This window comes from Vibrio sp. B1ASS3 (genome assembly GCF_905175355.1).
Classification (GTDB): Bacteria; Pseudomonadota; Gammaproteobacteria; order Enterobacterales; family Vibrionaceae; genus Vibrio; species Vibrio owensii.
Genome location: NZ_HG992743.1, coordinates 958,745 through 974,858, shown reverse-complemented (window position 1 = coordinate 974,858; position 16,114 = coordinate 958,745). Strand labels below are relative to the sequence as shown.

Below are 16,114 nucleotides of genomic sequence, written 5' to 3'. Positions count from 1 at the left end.
GTCTCCTTAAGAGAAAAACTGATGTAAGTTTTTGAAGCGTTGAATGATCTTCTCGCTTTCACCTTGGATAGACTCAAGTCTCTGGCTCACCTGTTGCAGACTCGACTCCATTAGACGTGGTAACTCTGGATCCACGAAACTGTGTGGTAATGCGCCATGGAAGTTGGCTTTAACCTTGCGCATATGATGTTCAGCTTCACTTAATTGGCTGACTGCTTTTTCGCTTTCTGCCAACCATTTTTGGTAAAGCTCAACATCCAAACCTTGTTGGGTAACCAAGCTCACCAACACGCCACGGTTGGCAATGTCACGGATCACTAGGTTGTTGGCGGCATCGACATCAAAACGCAGACGACACATATTGGTGTTTTGGTTTACGTAGCCATACACATCGCCATGACCTTCTTTGATCACTCGGTCAAGCTCATCTTTTGGCACGTATACCCAGCGGCTGTCGCCTTTCTCTGATTCAGACACCGACATGTTGCTTTGCAGAATAACCAGCTTAACCAGATTCACCGCCGCGCCTACTTTGTAAGTTTTCGCTTTGGATGTATCGAAGCTCATGGTTTCTTTGCGAAGCAGACCCGTTGCGGCTTCTGCGTTTAGCGTCATGCGATATTTGTCTTCAAGCTCATGCTGTACATCAACCAAAGATTCACGACAGTATTCGATCTCTTGCTCTGCTTCTTGCTGGTCAAAGGCATGTTTAAGTGCGAACTCTTGAATCACACCGCGAACGACATCGCGTGACTCAGGGCTGTTCCATAAACAATCTTGAAGTAGCAGAAGATCAAGTGGGTTGATCTCGTCACGCCCATTGAAGAACGCGCTCGCTTTAAGCAGTTTCACCGCTTTCTTCCAACGGCGGTCAGACACGTACATGTCTGTTAATGATGCATCGCCAAACTCAGACTCGACTTTGGTTTCCAACATCGTTTTTAGTTGGAATAGTTTTTCGAATGCGTTGTCGGTCAGAGTGAGCTTGTCGAGCTGTTGCTGCCAGCGGTGGTATTCTTCATCTGTGATCGCCAAGCCCTCTGGAACTTGCGCTTCTTGAGACGTACCCACTGTCAGCATGGATTTGAAGTTTTGTTTATCCTGAATGCGGTTTACAAACACGCGCACCAACATACGGTCGTAAAGTGCGTCTAAGCCGCTGTCTTCATCTGGCAGCTCGTTTGACGCAGAAACTAAAAGACGCATCGGTACACGTTCAATATCGCTGCCGTTCTTAAATGTCTTTTCGTTCACAACGGTCAAAAGCGTGTTCAGAATGGCAGGACCTGCTTTCCAAATCTCATCAAGGAAAACGACTTGCGCCGTTGGTAAGTACCCTTGAGTAAGACGGACATAACGACCGTTGTCTTTTAGCTCTTGAATGCTCAATGGACCAAACACTTCTTCGGGTGTTGAGAAACGTGTCATGAGGTATTCAAAATAACTGCTATTATCAAAAGCTTGGATAAGTCGTTTTGCGATTAAGCTTTTTGCGATCCCTGGAGGACCAAGAAGGAAGACGCTTTCGCCGGCAAGAGCGGCAAGAAGACAAAGTTTGATGGTGTGTTCGCGTTCGTAAACGCCATCAGTTAACGCTTTCGCTAGCTTGTTGATACGCTCTGAAAGAAGCGCCTTTTCTGCATTAGATGCGAAAGATGGTTGAATCATAGAAGCTCCGGCTGTTGAACTGAGGCTGTATATATAATTTTATACATTTGTTATCACTTTGTTACAAGTGTATTTTTTAGTGAACCTCGTTTATACCAGATGCTCTTCGCGCGCGTGCGCGAGCAACCATAGTTTTCATTTATGAGACATAACTCACTGAATGTGCTGATTTCGCAAGAGTATGAAACCATTTTCTTCTTTTGTTTCCGGTGGTTTGTGGTTAATGTGCAAAACACGTCAATGCGCGGTTACAGCTAGGATCCACAACTGCATGAGCAATACAATTCATAAATGGAAGCAGATTTCTCTGGTCGAAGAGGAAGTTAAACTACCAACTGGTCGGATGATCACACATACCACTATCCAACACCCCGGTGCTGCCGTTATCTTACCTATTACTTCAGATGGCAACATCGTTCTTGTTAATCAATTCCGTCCCTCTCTTAACAAATGGCTGCTTGAATTGCCTGCTGGCACACGTGAAGGCGATGAAGATCCATTGCACTGTGCTCAAAGAGAGTTGGAAGAAGAAACAGGATACAGCGCCGAAAAGTTCACATCGCTTGGTCAAGTTACCCCTCTTGCTGGTTTCTGTGATGAAATCCAGTACTTGTTTGTTGCCGAACAACTGAACAAAACCAATCGATACGAGTGTGACGACGACGAAGTTATTGAAGTAGTGACATTGTCACGAGAAGAACTCGAACAACAAATTATTCAAGGCATTATTACGGATGCCAAAACTATCGCTTGCCTAAGCAAAGCTCGTCTTTGCGGTTATATTTAGGTCTTTTCGACCGAGGAGAGAATTATGGACTTTCGATCAGATACCGTTACGCAACCTACACAAGCAATGCGTGAAGCAATGTTTACCGCTCCTGTCGGCGATGATGTGTACGGTGATGACCCAACCGTTAACGAGTTAGAGCAATTTGCGGCTGAGCTTGCGGGCTTTGAAGCGGCAATGTTCACGACCTCTGGTACACAAGCAAACTTACTTGGCTTAATGGCGCATTGTGAGCGCGGTGATGAATACCTATGTGGTCAGCAAGCGCATAACTACAAGTACGAAGCTGGCGGCGCGGCGGTACTGGGGTCTATTCAACCTCAACCGATTGAAAACAACCCAGACGGTACTTTGCCATTCGATAAGCTAGAAGCTGCTATCAAGCCAGATGACGCGCACTTTGCACGTACTCGCCTACTTAGCTTAGAGAACACCATCAACGGTAAAGTGATTCCTCTTTCTTACCTTGCAGAGGCTCGTGAGTTCGTAAACAAACATAACTTGCAGATGCACCTAGATGGCGCTCGCGTATTCAACGCAGCTGTTGCGCTTGATGTTCCAGTGAAAGAGATTGGTCAGTACTTTGATTCAATGACTATCTGTCTGTCGAAAGGATTGGCAGCTCCTGTTGGTTCGCTACTGCTTGGTAGCAAAGAGTACATCGCAAAAGCACGCCGCCTAAGAAAGATGGTCGGCGGTGGTATGCGCCAAGCGGGTATTCTTGCTGCAGCTGGTAAACTAGCCCTTACCGAGCAAGTAGAACAACTAAAACAAGACCACATCAATGCAAAAACCTTGGCGGAAGGTTTAGCGGAATTGCCTGGTTTCTCTGTTAATCCAGAGTTTGTTCAAACCAACATCGTCTTTGCCAAGCTTGATCCACAAGTGGATATCGCTGGTATTGCAGAAAAGATGAAGGAGCAAGGCATCACGATTACTCCAGGAAACCCAATCCGCTTCGTGACGCACAAAGATATTTCGGTACAAGACATCGATACCTTCCTATCTAGCCTTAAATCTCTGCTTTAACTTGATTTTGATCATTGAGCTTCCCCTAAGGGGAAGCTTTATTCTATGCGCTTTAAAGAACTACAATGAGTGCATTTCATGCTTAGATACGTGCTTCTAACGTCTCTTCTTATCTCTTCCTCTGTTGTGGCGAAACCTTTCGGTGACGTTGATAAAGGCAAACTCAAATCGCCAAGCTGTGTTTACTGTCATGGCTCGAACGGCATGACGACAAACGACGCTTACCCTAACCTAGCCGGTCAGAATGCTCAGTACCTGTATGATTCTATGAAAGCCTATCAAGATGGGCTTCGCTTAGGTCCTTTGGCAGAAATGATGGCAGCCCAGTTACGCATGCTGAATGATGAAGATTTGCGCGATGTTGCCGCGTTTTATTCAGAACAAACACCTCATGCAGAAAAGTGAATAATTATGGGGCTTGTGAATCACCACAAGTCCTAACTCCGTTTTCATTCGCACAACATCTAACCAAAACAATTAACCATTAAATCATTGATAAGCAACTCAACCCTCTTCAGATCAAATTATTGATGAATTTATAGTTCATCAACTCAGTTAATATTGACTTTTTATTCTATTTTATCGATATTTCATGCTTTCTATAATTCGACGTGAAATAGGTTATGTCTCACACACACGCTCAGCCATCGGAATCGGCGGCAACCCCTAAATCATGGCAGATGCCTGATACCCTCATTTTGATCTTCATTGTTGGTATTCTTGCTGCGATTCTTACCTACTTAATCCCTGCTGGTCATTTCGATAGCCAACAGGTGACCTACATGGTCGACGGTGCAGAAAAAACTCGCACAGTTATCGATCCATCTTCTTTCTCTTATGCAACCGACGAAAACGGTGAATTGGTTTACAACAAGGTTGGACTGTTCGCTTCAGGCGGTGGCATTGGTCTAATGAACTTCCCATTCGAAGGTCTGGTTTCAGGCTCTAAATGGGGCAGCGCGATTGGCGTTATCATGTTCATGCTGGTTATCGGTGGTGCATTTGGTGTGGTAATGCGCACAGGCACAATCGACAACGGTATCTTACGCCTTATCGACAAGACCAAAGGTAACGAAGCGCTATTCATTCCAGTTCTGTTTTTGCTGTTCTCTTTGGGCGGCGCAGTATTTGGTATGGGTGAAGAAGCCGTTGCATTTGCGATTATTATCGCGCCACTAATGGTTCGCCTTGGCTACGATGGTATTACTACAGTAATGGTGACCTACGTTGCGACTCAGATTGGTTTTGCAACGTCTTGGATGAACCCATTCTCGGTAGCGATCGCGCAAGGTATTGCTGGTATTCCGGTTCTGTCTGGTATGACTGTACGTATGGGTCTGTGGGCTGGCTTTACACTTATCGGTATTGCTTTCACTATGATCTATGCAGCGCGTATCAAAGCAAACCCTGAGCTTTCTTACAGCCGTCGCACTGACAAATACTTCCGTCAGCAAGAGCTAGGTGACCACGATTCTCGTTGGAACCTAGGTGACACCCTAGTTATCCTTACGGTTATCGCAACCACAGTATGGGTTGTTTGGGGCGTAGTGGCTAACGCATGGTACATTCCAGAAATCGCGTCTCAATTCTTCACTATGGGCTTTGTCGTTGCGATTATCGGTACGATCTTCCGTCTGAACGGCATGACGCTAAACTGTGCGGCTGACGCATTTAAAGAAGGCGCAGCAATCATGCTTGCCCCTGCTCTATTGGTTGGTTGTGCGAAAGGTGTATTGCTTATCCTAGGTGGCGGTACTACTGATGAAGCGAGCGTACTGAACTCGATCCTGAACAGCGCTGGTGGCGTAATCAGCGGTCTTCCTGACGTTGCTGCGGCTTGGTTGATGTATGTTTTCCAATCTATTTTCAACTTCTTCGTGACTTCAGGTTCTGGTCAAGCAGCGCTGACAATGCCTCTCTTGTCTCCTCTTGCAGACATCGCTGGCGTTACACGTCAGGTTGCGGTTCTAGCATTCCAACTTGGTGACGGTTTCACTAACGTTATCGTTCCTACTTCAGCGTCTCTAATGGCAACACTGGGTGTGTGTCGTATCGACTGGGGTGACTGGGCGAAATTCTGCTGGCGCTTTATGCTATTACTCTTTACCCTATCGAGCATTGTCGTCGTCGCAGCTCACGTGATGGGTTTTGCGTAAACTGATTACCAATATCCCCAAGCAACTTAAACGCGAAAGCGGAGTTTGGGTATAAAGAATAAGGCGAGACAAGTTCTCGCCTTTTTTAATTCAAGCCGTATGGCAAACAAGCATCGAAGTAAGATGTTTTGGAGTGACAACTTTAATGGCAACACAATTTCTGGATGACGTAATTCAAGGTCATCAAGTCATTCAATCTCTTGACGTAAAAGACTTGCCTGCAGGCGAGCACAAGTTTTGGTTCCGTATCGCAACCAACGCCCTATCTCAATGGCAACATTTGCCTGTGTTGGTTTTCAAAGGCGAAAAACCGGGCAAGAAAATCATGATCACAGCAGGTGTTCATGGTGATGAATACAACGGTGTTTTAGCGGCGCAAAAGACCGCTCGTGAACTGATTGGTAAAGACATCGCAGGTACTGTAACTGTCGTTCCGACCATCAACCTAACGGGTATGCTGAACCACAGCCGCGACTTCTTCTCTGCGGATCCTGATGCATCTCCTGCAAACTTAAACCGCTTCTTCCCTGGCGATGCAAATGGCAACGAAGCAAACCGCTTCCTGTTTGCTTTATGGAATAACCTTCTTAAGCCGAACGCTGAGCTGGCGATTGATTTGCACACTCAAACCACTGGTGCTGCTTACCCGCTGTACGTATTTGCCGATTTCCGTATTGAGCAATCTCTAGAAATGGCTCGCCTCATTAACCCAGATGCGATTCTTAACGATCCGGGTGACACTGGAGTACTTGAAACCGTCTGGAACAACAGCGGCATTCCAAGCATCACCATCGAGGTGGGCATGGGTCGTTACACAGAACAAGAGCTGATTGACCGTACCGTGACTGGCATCTTCAATATCCTTGCTCGTCATGACGTAGTGACCGGTGAAGTTGCAGAGAGCACGCCTTGCCTAGAAGGCAAAGACATCATCAGCATTCGCGCTGAATTAGGTGGTTTTGTACTACCACAAGTGAAGATGATGGATAAGGTAGAACAAGGTCAATTGGTTGCAATTCAATACGACAGCTTTGGTGATGAGATTCAGCGTTATACAGCCCCAACAGAAGGCACGGTACTGAGCCACAACATTGAATCGCTCCGAGCACCAGGCTCTTTGGTTGTTCGACTGATTAAGTAATACCTTTGAATTTAATAGTTCGTAATTTCAGACTGTTAAACTCAAACCAATAACACAAAGCCCTGCATAACTTGCAGGGCTTTTCTTTGTTGGTCTCTTCAACCGTTTCAGCTAAGCTTTGCGTGACAATGTCACCAATAAAACCAAAGCTGCACACGACATAAGAACAAATCCAAGGTTTTGAATCATTCCAGCTAAGCCTAGACCTGAACCAATCATCAAGTAGTACATCAATCCTAGCAATGCCCCTGCACTGCCCGCTTGTTGCTTGTAATCAACCAAAGCGGTACTCAGTACATTTGGAATGGCGATACCAAATGCCATCACAATGAATAACATTGGCGCCAAGAACCAAATCGATGTTTGCAACATAAAAACACCGAGGCCTCCGATGATCAAAAATGCTGATGCAATCCAAAGTAGATGCGTTTGTGAGCGACCTTTTGCTAACAATGATTTGTTCATCAAACTGCCGATTAAGGTACCAACGCCTAATATCACACCGCTGTATCCGAACTGCTCAGAACTTAGTCCGAGCTGCTCAAAACTGAATGCGCCTAATTGGTAGTATGCGAATAAAGCAATGTTGTAGAGCGCAACCAACAACGCAGATTGCCAGATTTGAGCATCTTTCAACATTCGTCCAAGTAATGAACCTATGTTTAGCGGCTGTTTTTGAGTTTGTGTTTCAGGTAGATTAACCGCGTTGTAGCACAGCAAAACAAGCGCCAAAATAAACAATGTAAAGAACACAACCTGATAGCCACCGAGTGCTGTTAACTGACCACCGAGCAACATGCCAATCACTGGGCTAATGGAAATACCCATACCCATAACGCTAAATACTTTGCTTAGCTCATCGCCTGAAAAGCTGTCTCTTAGCATGGTTTGTGTCACGACCGACCCAACCGCAATACCGAAAGCACTGAACGCGCGAGCTATCATCATCACATCAAAGCTTTCTGTTTGCATAGCGACCAAAGCAGATACGCCGTAGACCAGCAACCCTGCCAGCATGGTCGGGCGTCTGCCCCACTTATCTGCCAAGATTCCCCAAACCACCACGCCAATAGCAAATGCAGAAAAATAGATAGATAGGGTTTGTGCTGCTTGCGAATACGTCACAGCAAATGACTGAGCAATATTACCTAGCGCTGGGCTGTATATGGTCTCCACAATTTGCGGAAACATCAGCATCACCACCATCAATCCAATAGAAGGTTTCGTTTTCATTTTTACCTCTCTGTCCCACCCCTGCCGGTATTTGTTGGCTTAAGTGGGTAACGAACTTAACTTGGCGTGCAGTATAGAAGGCGTTATGCTTTACCCATTAACAACATTAAAACCAAAAACATCAAGATTCGGACAAATGGCAATTATTGAAGACAATACTCGATTTGATGCGGACGCAATTGCCGCGAGTGTAGTTGGCATCGCAGCGGATGTCGGCAAACATGATTCCGGTATGCACGAACACAAGAAAGGACAATTGCTTTATGCGCCACAAGGATGCATGACGTTCGCACTCGATAACTCTATTTGTATATTACCTCCAACCAAAGCGGTGTGGATTCCGCCGCATACTTCTCACAGAGCCGTCATGACCAACGTTGTAGCTTACCGTTCACTCTATTTCGATTGCAGTAAATACACCTGCCCTGATGAGATAGTGATGATTGAGGTGAACGACCTTTTAAAAGCACTGATCGACAAAATGGCGTTATGGGAGTGGGATATTGAAGAAACGAAAACTCAGGCAACGAGCACTTTATTTTGGGAAGAGTTTTACCAAGCGAAGCAGTTTGAATTCTCTTTACCCTTGCCTTCTGATAGGCGTTTAACAGGGTTTCGCAAGGCAATGACCAAGGGTGATTTTATAGCTCCTGAGTTAAACCAACTGTCACAAACCGTTGGCGCGAGCAGCAAAACTATCACTCGCCTATTTAAGGCTGAGACTGGCATGTCTTATCAAGATTGGCGTCAACAATGGCGGCTACTTAAGGCTATTGAGCTCTTATGTGAAGAAAGACAAGTCAGTGATGTTGCCCATTGTTTGGAGTTCTCATCAGATAGCGCATTTATTGCGTTCTTTAAGAAACAAACCGGACAGACACCACTGAGTTTTATGAAGCACAGGTCGTTGTTATAAGGCGATCATTTCGTGTGTTATTTGGTTTGGTCTACGAGAATTAATTCGTCCAACGCAAAGCCTTTCTCTTTTGCTACTTGTTTGAAACGCTCGACCGTTGCTTTATCGACAGTTGGTGTGCGTGACAGTAGCCATAGGTAGTCGTGATTGAAACCAGAGATAAACGCGTAGTCGTAGTTCTCACCTAGCTCAAATACGATGTAAGACGAATAAAACGGACCGAAGAAAGACACTTTTAAATGCCCTGTGTTTTCACCATCAACGAAATACGCTTTGCCGTCAGCTTGCGTCCATTCTTTATCTTCTTCTGAATAACCTCGGTTGATAACCGTTACGCCACCATCCTCACGAAGCTCGTATTCAGCCGTCACATTCGATAAACCGCGCTCAAAAGAGTGATCAAGACGCGCAATTTCATACCACTTGCCAAGATATGGTTGAAGTTCAAAGTTATTGACCGGCTCCACGCCATCCGGTATAGACGTACAGCCAAACAACGTTGCAAGGGACAAAAGTAAAAGTGTTTTAAGAGATTTCATACAGTAACCTGAAATTAAGTTAGTGACTGATTTTACTATAGAAGATAAAAATTCGATCAGAAATTAATGTATCGAAATTCTCCACAGGACAGTCCTACGTCTTGGAAACCTTGTAGTGCTTCAAACACATTAAAGTGGCTCACGACAACAACCTTTCGATATTGGCGGTAACGATCCAGCACCAACTCAGCCCGTGCTTTTAGCTCATCAACATGTTCGTAGCGATTATCGGCCATTGGAAGACCCGCTTTTAACAGCTCTCGGTATTCGAGCCAGCGTCGGTCTCTTTCATTCAATGTAATGTAGCCACCTTCTTTGTCCGCACGCCACTCTCTCAAGTCATGCTCAACAAACAAAGGCAAATCGCGATGACGATTCAGAATTTCTGCAGTTTGAAGGGCTCTTGTATAAGGAGAGCTGATGATGATTTCAGCATCATTGAAGACTGAATGATTGAGTTTTTCTTGCAACACAGGCAAATGCTCTCGGCAAAGCGGCGCATAGTCCTTCTCAAGTTGGGTCATCTGCCGCTCATCCGCTAACGTAAAATCTGGCACGCCATGCCTTACAAACACAATGTCCATATTGTGGTACTCGTCCTTGTTAAATTGCTATTGAGAAATTGGAGTCAGTTTTAGATAGGAGTGCACTTCTCCATTTTTGTATTCAATCGCAGAGTGGATGGAAGGTTCACGGTTTCCCACAACAGAAAGTTCATAAGTGTTTTCACCTTTGTAGATCGTGATATGAAGTACGCCAGCCTCTAGCTCCCAATGCCCTTTGGTGTGAAGGCGTCCAAACAAGGTGTATTCATCAAGTGAACCATCCGCATGCAAGTGCACCTCTGTGATGTAGCCACCTGTGCAGCTCTTGATCCAGCAACGGTCTCCCACCTCCTCCAAGCGTACTTCTCTTTTGCTTGCCTTCCATTTTGAGAAACGTTCAGACTCCGCAAAAGACGCTTCGAAATCGGAATGTTCTTTTATGGGCGCTCCTTCAAGCTCGCGTAAGCAAAGCTGAATCCAACTAGTTATTTGCATGGAATATCCTTAAGGTTTCAATTGCCCTTTTTACGCCTAAACGTGGGCTGCTTAATACTGGAATGTCGACATCAACTAATGATGCAGCACCTGACATCGAAGCTTGCGCCAATACAATTACGTCATAATCACGAGCCTTTCTCTCTATTACTGCTTTAATATTGTCGTAATAGCCTTGGTAATCTTGGTCGAGAAAGCGTTCCCAAGCACTTTCAACCACAAACGTATCTAACTGACGGATATAATTGCCCTCACTTGTCTCAAGTAACGCCAAGCTGGGCTCAATGGTTGTCGATAATGCCGCGAGTAACAACACTCGCTCATGAGTTACAGCTTGGTCACCCATCGCGCGGTCGATACGCTGAACATTGATTCCCTGCTCCGTAAGTGATTCAGCAAAGCGACCAATTGAGGAGCAGGTACAAACCACCAAGTTTGCTTGTTCAGAAAGCTCTCGTACTTTGTCTTGTACTGATTGCTTCACCTTAGATTCGTCCTCCCCAGCAACCAAACGTTCCAATAAGTCAGCATCGGCAAAGTGTGCGACTTTTAAATCAGGTGCGAGCTCTGTCATCAGTTCGGAGAAAGGTGGAATGTGTACGGGTGAAGTATGAAGAAAATAAAGGTCGTATGGCTTCATGCTAAGTTGTCGATTTTTAGTTCAATTTCGACAACTTAGCACAAGGCGATGGGAATTAATGCGATCAGAGTTACTGTTGTGCTTCCCAAAGACCAAGAAAGTACTTGCCGTAAACCACTTCAGTTTGCATATGCATAATCAGTAAAAATGCAATCAAAGCGAATATAAAGCGATTGAAATAACGGCTGACTTTGGTACGAACTTTTATATCGAATACTCCGATATGAATACCAACATAGGCAAAGGGGTAAACCAACAAAACAGCGAGTAACCAACCTAAGTAGCCGGATATCGCCATTTCCTCGTAACCGATCATAATACCTCCACAATGAATACGACAGGAACGTGGTTAGTATTCATCATCTAGCGGAGGCGGAATGTCAGGATTTACACAGCTGCGAGCCGTTGCCAAAAAGTCCCTTAAATAAGTTACTTATCTATTTATAAAATTTTGAGATCCAAGAAAATCTTGTGCCATTTTGGGCGAAGTGATGTGGATGAACTCGATAGGCGAACCTTTTAAGTCCTCTTTCAGTTAGATAACGCTTCCGATTCTTTCGGTAATTCTTAACCGACCACCAAATAATCGAATCCTTACTCAAAAACGCTTTTCTAAAGCTTTCTCTATTGCCAGTTCCTTCCCAAAACTCTTCTTGAGTCCATGCCCTTTTGATAGCACGAGTGACGGAGCGATAAGTGGTGATAGAACGTGAATAATCAAGCCAGATGATGGTATCGACCCTTTGCCATTTGTATGGTTGTGTTCGGCTGTAGTTCCCGTCGAGTACCCAAGCGTCTTGCTGAGTTACGTCCACGACTTTATCGAAGAACGTCTCATCATCGAGTTCTTTCCAATCGGGAAGCCAGAACAACCTGTCCATTTCTATGTACGTGACACCTAATTTCATTGCGAGCTGCTTTGAAAACGTCGATTTACCGCTTCCACTGCTGCCTACTACATTGATCCTTTTCATTAAATCCTCCTAGGTGACCGTACCAAATTGACAAAGAGCGACGCATTCCAACTATAGGTAAGTCTGGAAAATGCGGAGGCGGGATACTAATGATTACGCTTTAAAGTTCTAGTGTAGGTTCAATAAGATGTGAAGTTACGCGCATAAAAAAGCCTCCAATTAAGGCTGTCTCTTATACACAAATCCCCAAGCTTATAGCTTGGGGATTTTTTTTGAACTCTTTAACGTGTGTGCGCTCTGATCACTTAAGAATCCTTACTGAAACACTAAGATGACACACTCAGACGCTAAACTTTGGGCACAAGAACAATTTGGACAAGCACAACTTAAAGACCCTCGAAGAACACAACGCCTCATCAGTTTAGCGACTTCCATTGCTAATCAACCAGGAGTCTCCGTGGCTAAACTTCCTTTTTCTCCCGCCGATATGGAAGGGGCATATCGCTTTATCCGCAATGAAAACATCGATGCAAAAGACATCGCTGAAGCAGGTTTTCAATCAACGGTATCTCGAGCTAACGAGCATGAGGAATTACTCGCGCTTGAAGATACAACAACGCTCTGTTTTCCTCATCGAAGTATAAAAGATGAACTCGGGCACACGAATCAAGGCGACAGAATTCGAGCTCTCCATGTACATTCGACGTTACTTTTTGCACCACAAAGTCAGACCATTGTTGGTCTTATAGAGCAACAACGATGGAGCCGAGATATTACTAAGCGTGGGCAAAAGCACCAACACGCGACTCGTCCTTACGAGGAGAAAGAGAGTTACAAATGGGAGCAAGCTTCTCGCCGTGTCGTTGAGCGCCTAGGGGATAAGATGTTAGATGTTATCTCGGTCTGTGACCGAGAAGCTGACCTATTCGAATACTTAACTTATAAACGTCAACATCAGCAGCGTTTTGTCGTTCGTTCAATGCAAAGCCGCTGTCTAGAAGAGCACGCTCAAAAGCTTTACGACTATGCGCAAGCGTTACCAAGCGTCCAGACAAAAGAGCTTACCATCCCCCAAAAAGGAGGAAGAAAAGCGAGAGATGTAAATCTTGATGTTAAATATGGTCAGGTGACATTAAAGGCTCCAGCAAACAAAAAGGAGCACGCAGGCATACCTGTTTATTATGTTGGTTGCCTTGAGCAAGGGACATCAAAAGACAAGTTAGCATGGCACCTCTTGACGTCGGAGCCAGTAAACAACGCTGAAGACGCCATGAGAATTATCGGTTATTACGAGCGTCGATGGCTGATTGAAGACTTCCATAAAGTCTGGAAAAGTGAAGGTACGGATGTGGAGTCACTAAGACTCCAAAGTAAAGGTAACTTAGAGAGGTTAAGTGTCATCTATGCCTTTGTTGCGACACGTTTATTGGCGTTACGCTTCATTAAAGAGGTTGATGAGCTATCAACAGAAAGTTGTGAAAAGGTCTTGGGCAAAAAAGCTTGGAAGCTGCTGTGGTTGAAACTAGAAAGTAAGACGTTACCTAAAGAAACGCCGGATATGGGCTGGGCGTACAAGAATCTCGCTAAATTAGGCGGTTGGAAAGATACCAAGAGGACGGGCAGAGCTTCAATAAAGGCACTTTGGGAAGGATGGTTTAAACTACAAACCATCCTTGAAGGCCACGAACTCGCAATGTCTCTTGATCACTAGACTTGTGATCAAGAGACAGCCAATTAAGGAGGTCTATACCCAAGTGACTTCAAGGTGCTGATTCAGAGCGTTGTCATTGATTCCCTGTTTACCGAAAGTAAGCAAGGAAAACAACGAAGCGGAATAGCGAGCTCTTTCCAAGTTGTTTGACGCAGTAATCGGGTCAATGACACGCTCCCTGAGGGCGAGTTGACTTGGCTTGTATACTTTGTTGTCGATTCTTGATTTAGACCCACTAAACCTTTAAATCGCCGCCGCGTCTACAAACCAAGTCAATCTCGCTGAACCTAGCACCTCGAGGTTGCTTGGGTATACCTAAATTCATGAGCTAATTACAACTTATCCCATGCGTCTGACCAGTAAACGGTTTCACCAGGTGCATAAGAAGGGTTTGAACACCAGCCCGTGTATGGCCACGGTTTACACTGATACAAGTTACCATCTGAACCTGTGACAATGTCACCTGCTTCGTACGTTTTTCCAGATTCATACGGAGGGTAACTGCTGCCATCAGAAACAACCACAGAGCGTTGAGCTGTCGTAGTCTGATTTGCACTGTCCGTTACTCGATAAACCAAGTCGTAGACACCTAGCACGTTAACATCTACGCTGCCCTCAACACGAACTTGATCAGTCAAATCACCGTCTTCTGCATCCGTCGCTTTTACGCCTGCCATTGGGTCAAATGCGTCACCAAGCTGTATGGTCGTATCCGTTACACCTTCAAACTCAGGCACTAGGCTGTAAACAACAACTGTTCTGCTTTGCTTGGTTTCATTGTTGTCGCTGTCTTTTACACTGTAAACCAAAACATATGTGCCAACGGTGTTCACATCAACTGAACCTTCGACAGTGATGCTGTTAGTTAGGTCTCCATCTTCTTTATCAGACGCGGTAACACCAGCATACGGATCAAATGAACTACCGTGATGCACGCGAACATCACTGATGCCGCTGAACACCGGTTCGCCTTCACTTGGCGGTGGTGGAGTCTGGCCATGGATGAACGGACCGTAATCCTTCACAAACTTTTCACCGTACGCCTGACCATTCTTGTCTGTGCCCATATCCCAGTTCACCGACCATGTCATTACGCCACGAAGTGCCTGCCCTTGCGCTTTAAGTTGGTCAAACGCATCGTAAAGATCTTGAGGGTCTTGTACAAAGCCTGTTGCGGCTGCATCAATGTTAGATGGAATACCAAACACCAATTTGTCATGCGGAATTTTGTGGAAACCACGTGTACCGTTCGATAGAGAGTCTGAAATGTAGTAAATGAATTCTTGTTTTAGCGCATCATTGTTTTGTGCAATCCAACCCACACCTTCAACCCAAATGCCATCACCACCTTGATTGTAAAACTGAGGGTTGATCCAATCGTAGTACCCTTCTAATCCAGTAATATAAGGAACGTATTTGCCACCTTCTGTTAAGTATGGAAACTCAGGCGCCATCGTAATTAGGAAGTTTTTACCCTGCTGTTGGTAGTGTTCTTTTACAAGGCGAAGTGCAGCTGGGATTACGGTTTGGTTGTCTGACGCAGTTACTGCAGATTGCTCTAAATCGATATCCAGACCATCAAAGCCGAATTTATCAGTCAGGCGGATGATCTCTTGTGCGAATGCTTGCTCATCGCCAGTTTTCAGCTCAACGTGTGCATCTGCACCACCAAGCGCAATAAGAACGGCGCGTCCTTGTTGGTTTAGTGCGCCAATTTGATCAATAAATTGTTGTTCTGAAAGACCAATATTTGGATCGAGCTTAAAGGTAGGAATACGGCCTTCACTGGTATTGAACACCTTCATAAAGGAGACGTTAACCACATTGTACATAGGATCAACTTCATCCAGCGTCACACACGGTGCGTTACCGCCCTTGTAACCAGCCCCATCGCACCAGTTATGCCAATAACCGACTACGACACCACCATCTGGATTCACCATCTCATTAGCGGATGCTACGTTTGAAAGACCACTCAAACCCAATGCTACTGCTAGATATAGCGCTTTTTGCTTCATCGTGTTACCTCTCATCCATTTTGTTTCATCACAACAATCATTCAGCACTTTCTATTGGTGCCTAATGAATTTTGATTGGATTATATGGCCGTATTGAGAAAACAGATACACGTGCAAAGTTATGTTTTCCATGTCTATTTTATAATTGTGATCTTAATTCACGACGCGAAATGAATTGAAAATTAGCGTTCGCTCTCAAGCGTGACTTACTATCAAAATCAGGCAAAAAGTTAACCAAAATCTATTTTTTGGAGGTCACTCGCAACGATTTAATCAGGATTTAACCCTGTTCATATAAAAAGTTTGCACAACGTAGACATTG

General features: G+C 45.0%; 15 protein-coding genes and 1 pseudogene. 7 read left to right on the top strand and 9 right to left on the bottom strand.

From position 1 onward, the window contains the following. Nucleotides 1-6: 6 nt before the first annotated feature. A complete protein-coding gene (locus KJB05_RS22825; RefSeq protein ID WP_009696114.1) occupies nt 7-1,668 on the bottom strand; it encodes an ATPase RavA domain-containing protein in 1,662 nt (553 codons plus the stop codon). Nucleotides 1,669-1,939: 271 nt separating this feature from the next. Between KJB05_RS22825 and KJB05_RS22820 the strand changes: the two genes are divergently transcribed. From KJB05_RS22820 to KJB05_RS22800, 5 genes are all read left to right on the top strand, one after another. After that, on the top strand, nt 1,940-2,455 hold the full coding sequence (locus KJB05_RS22820; protein ID WP_017818795.1) for an NUDIX hydrolase: 516 nt from the start codon (nt 1,940-1,942) through the stop codon (nt 2,453-2,455). Between the two features lie 24 nt (nt 2,456-2,479). Further along, a complete protein-coding gene (ltaE, locus tag KJB05_RS22815) occupies nt 2,480-3,484 on the top strand; it encodes a low-specificity L-threonine aldolase (RefSeq protein ID WP_208444732.1) in 1,005 nt (334 codons plus the stop codon). A 78-nt stretch (nt 3,485-3,562) separates the two neighbouring features. After that, entirely contained in the window at nt 3,563-3,889 is a 327-nt protein-coding gene (locus KJB05_RS22810; protein WP_020196259.1) for a cytochrome c, read from the top strand. 218 nt (nt 3,890-4,107) lie between these two features. Next, complete coding sequence (yfcC, locus tag KJB05_RS22805; RefSeq protein WP_005443800.1) at nt 4,108-5,640, top strand: putative basic amino acid antiporter YfcC; 1,533 nt, start codon at nt 4,108-4,110, stop codon at nt 5,638-5,640. Nucleotides 5,641-5,785: 145 nt separating this feature from the next. Next, on the top strand, nt 5,786-6,781 hold the full coding sequence (locus tag KJB05_RS22800) for a succinylglutamate desuccinylase/aspartoacylase family protein (protein ID WP_208444731.1): 996 nt from the start codon (nt 5,786-5,788) through the stop codon (nt 6,779-6,781). A 111-nt stretch (nt 6,782-6,892) separates the two neighbouring features. On the opposite strand, the gene KJB05_RS22795 is transcribed toward KJB05_RS22800, so the two are convergent. Beyond that, on the bottom strand, nt 6,893-8,014 hold the full coding sequence (locus KJB05_RS22795) for a multidrug effflux MFS transporter (RefSeq protein WP_208444730.1): 1,122 nt from the start codon (nt 8,012-8,014) through the stop codon (nt 6,893-6,895). A 136-nt stretch (nt 8,015-8,150) separates the two neighbouring features. Here KJB05_RS22795 and KJB05_RS22790 point away from each other — a divergent pair, with 136 nt between their 5' ends. Continuing rightward, nucleotides 8,151-8,930 (top strand): helix-turn-helix transcriptional regulator, encoded by a 780-nt coding sequence (locus KJB05_RS22790; protein WP_244142906.1) that lies wholly within the window; start codon nt 8,151-8,153, stop codon nt 8,928-8,930. 17 nt (nt 8,931-8,947) lie between these two features. Here the strand turns inward: KJB05_RS22790 and KJB05_RS22785 are convergent, their stop codons facing one another. From KJB05_RS22785 to KJB05_RS22760, 6 genes and pseudogenes are all read right to left on the bottom strand, one after another. Further along, the gene (locus KJB05_RS22785; RefSeq protein ID WP_208444728.1) at nt 8,948-9,469 is read right to left on the bottom strand and encodes a lipocalin family protein; all 522 of its coding nucleotides are present in this window, start codon (nt 9,467-9,469) and stop codon (nt 8,948-8,950) included. A 56-nt stretch (nt 9,470-9,525) separates the two neighbouring features. Next, the gene (locus tag KJB05_RS22780) at nt 9,526-10,053 is read right to left on the bottom strand and encodes a histidine phosphatase family protein (protein WP_208444727.1); all 528 of its coding nucleotides are present in this window, start codon (nt 10,051-10,053) and stop codon (nt 9,526-9,528) included. Nucleotides 10,054-10,080: 27 nt separating this feature from the next. Continuing rightward, entirely contained in the window at nt 10,081-10,509 is a 429-nt protein-coding gene (locus KJB05_RS22775) for a hypothetical protein (RefSeq protein ID WP_208444726.1), read from the bottom strand. After that, entirely contained in the window at nt 10,496-11,149 is a 654-nt protein-coding gene (locus KJB05_RS22770) for an aspartate/glutamate racemase family protein (protein WP_208444725.1), read from the bottom strand. The genes KJB05_RS22775 and KJB05_RS22770 overlap by 14 nt, the downstream gene beginning before the upstream one ends. Nucleotides 11,150-11,219: 70 nt before the next feature. Then, complete coding sequence (locus KJB05_RS22765; protein ID WP_208444724.1) at nt 11,220-11,465, bottom strand: hypothetical protein; 246 nt, start codon at nt 11,463-11,465, stop codon at nt 11,220-11,222. A gap of 117 nt (nt 11,466-11,582) precedes the next feature. Continuing rightward, nucleotides 11,583-12,123 (bottom strand): annotated as a pseudogene (locus KJB05_RS22760) (adenylate kinase). A 271-nt stretch (nt 12,124-12,394) separates the two neighbouring features. Here KJB05_RS22760 and KJB05_RS22755 point away from each other — a divergent pair. Then, a complete protein-coding gene (locus KJB05_RS22755; protein WP_213053131.1) occupies nt 12,395-13,774 on the top strand; it encodes an IS4 family transposase in 1,380 nt (459 codons plus the stop codon). Nucleotides 13,775-14,106: 332 nt separating this feature from the next. Here the strand turns inward: KJB05_RS22755 and KJB05_RS22750 are convergent, their stop codons facing one another. Then, nucleotides 14,107-15,792 (bottom strand): immunoglobulin-like domain-containing protein, encoded by a 1,686-nt coding sequence (locus tag KJB05_RS22750; protein WP_208446502.1) that lies wholly within the window; start codon nt 15,790-15,792, stop codon nt 14,107-14,109. Nucleotides 15,793-16,114 lie beyond the last annotated feature (322 nt).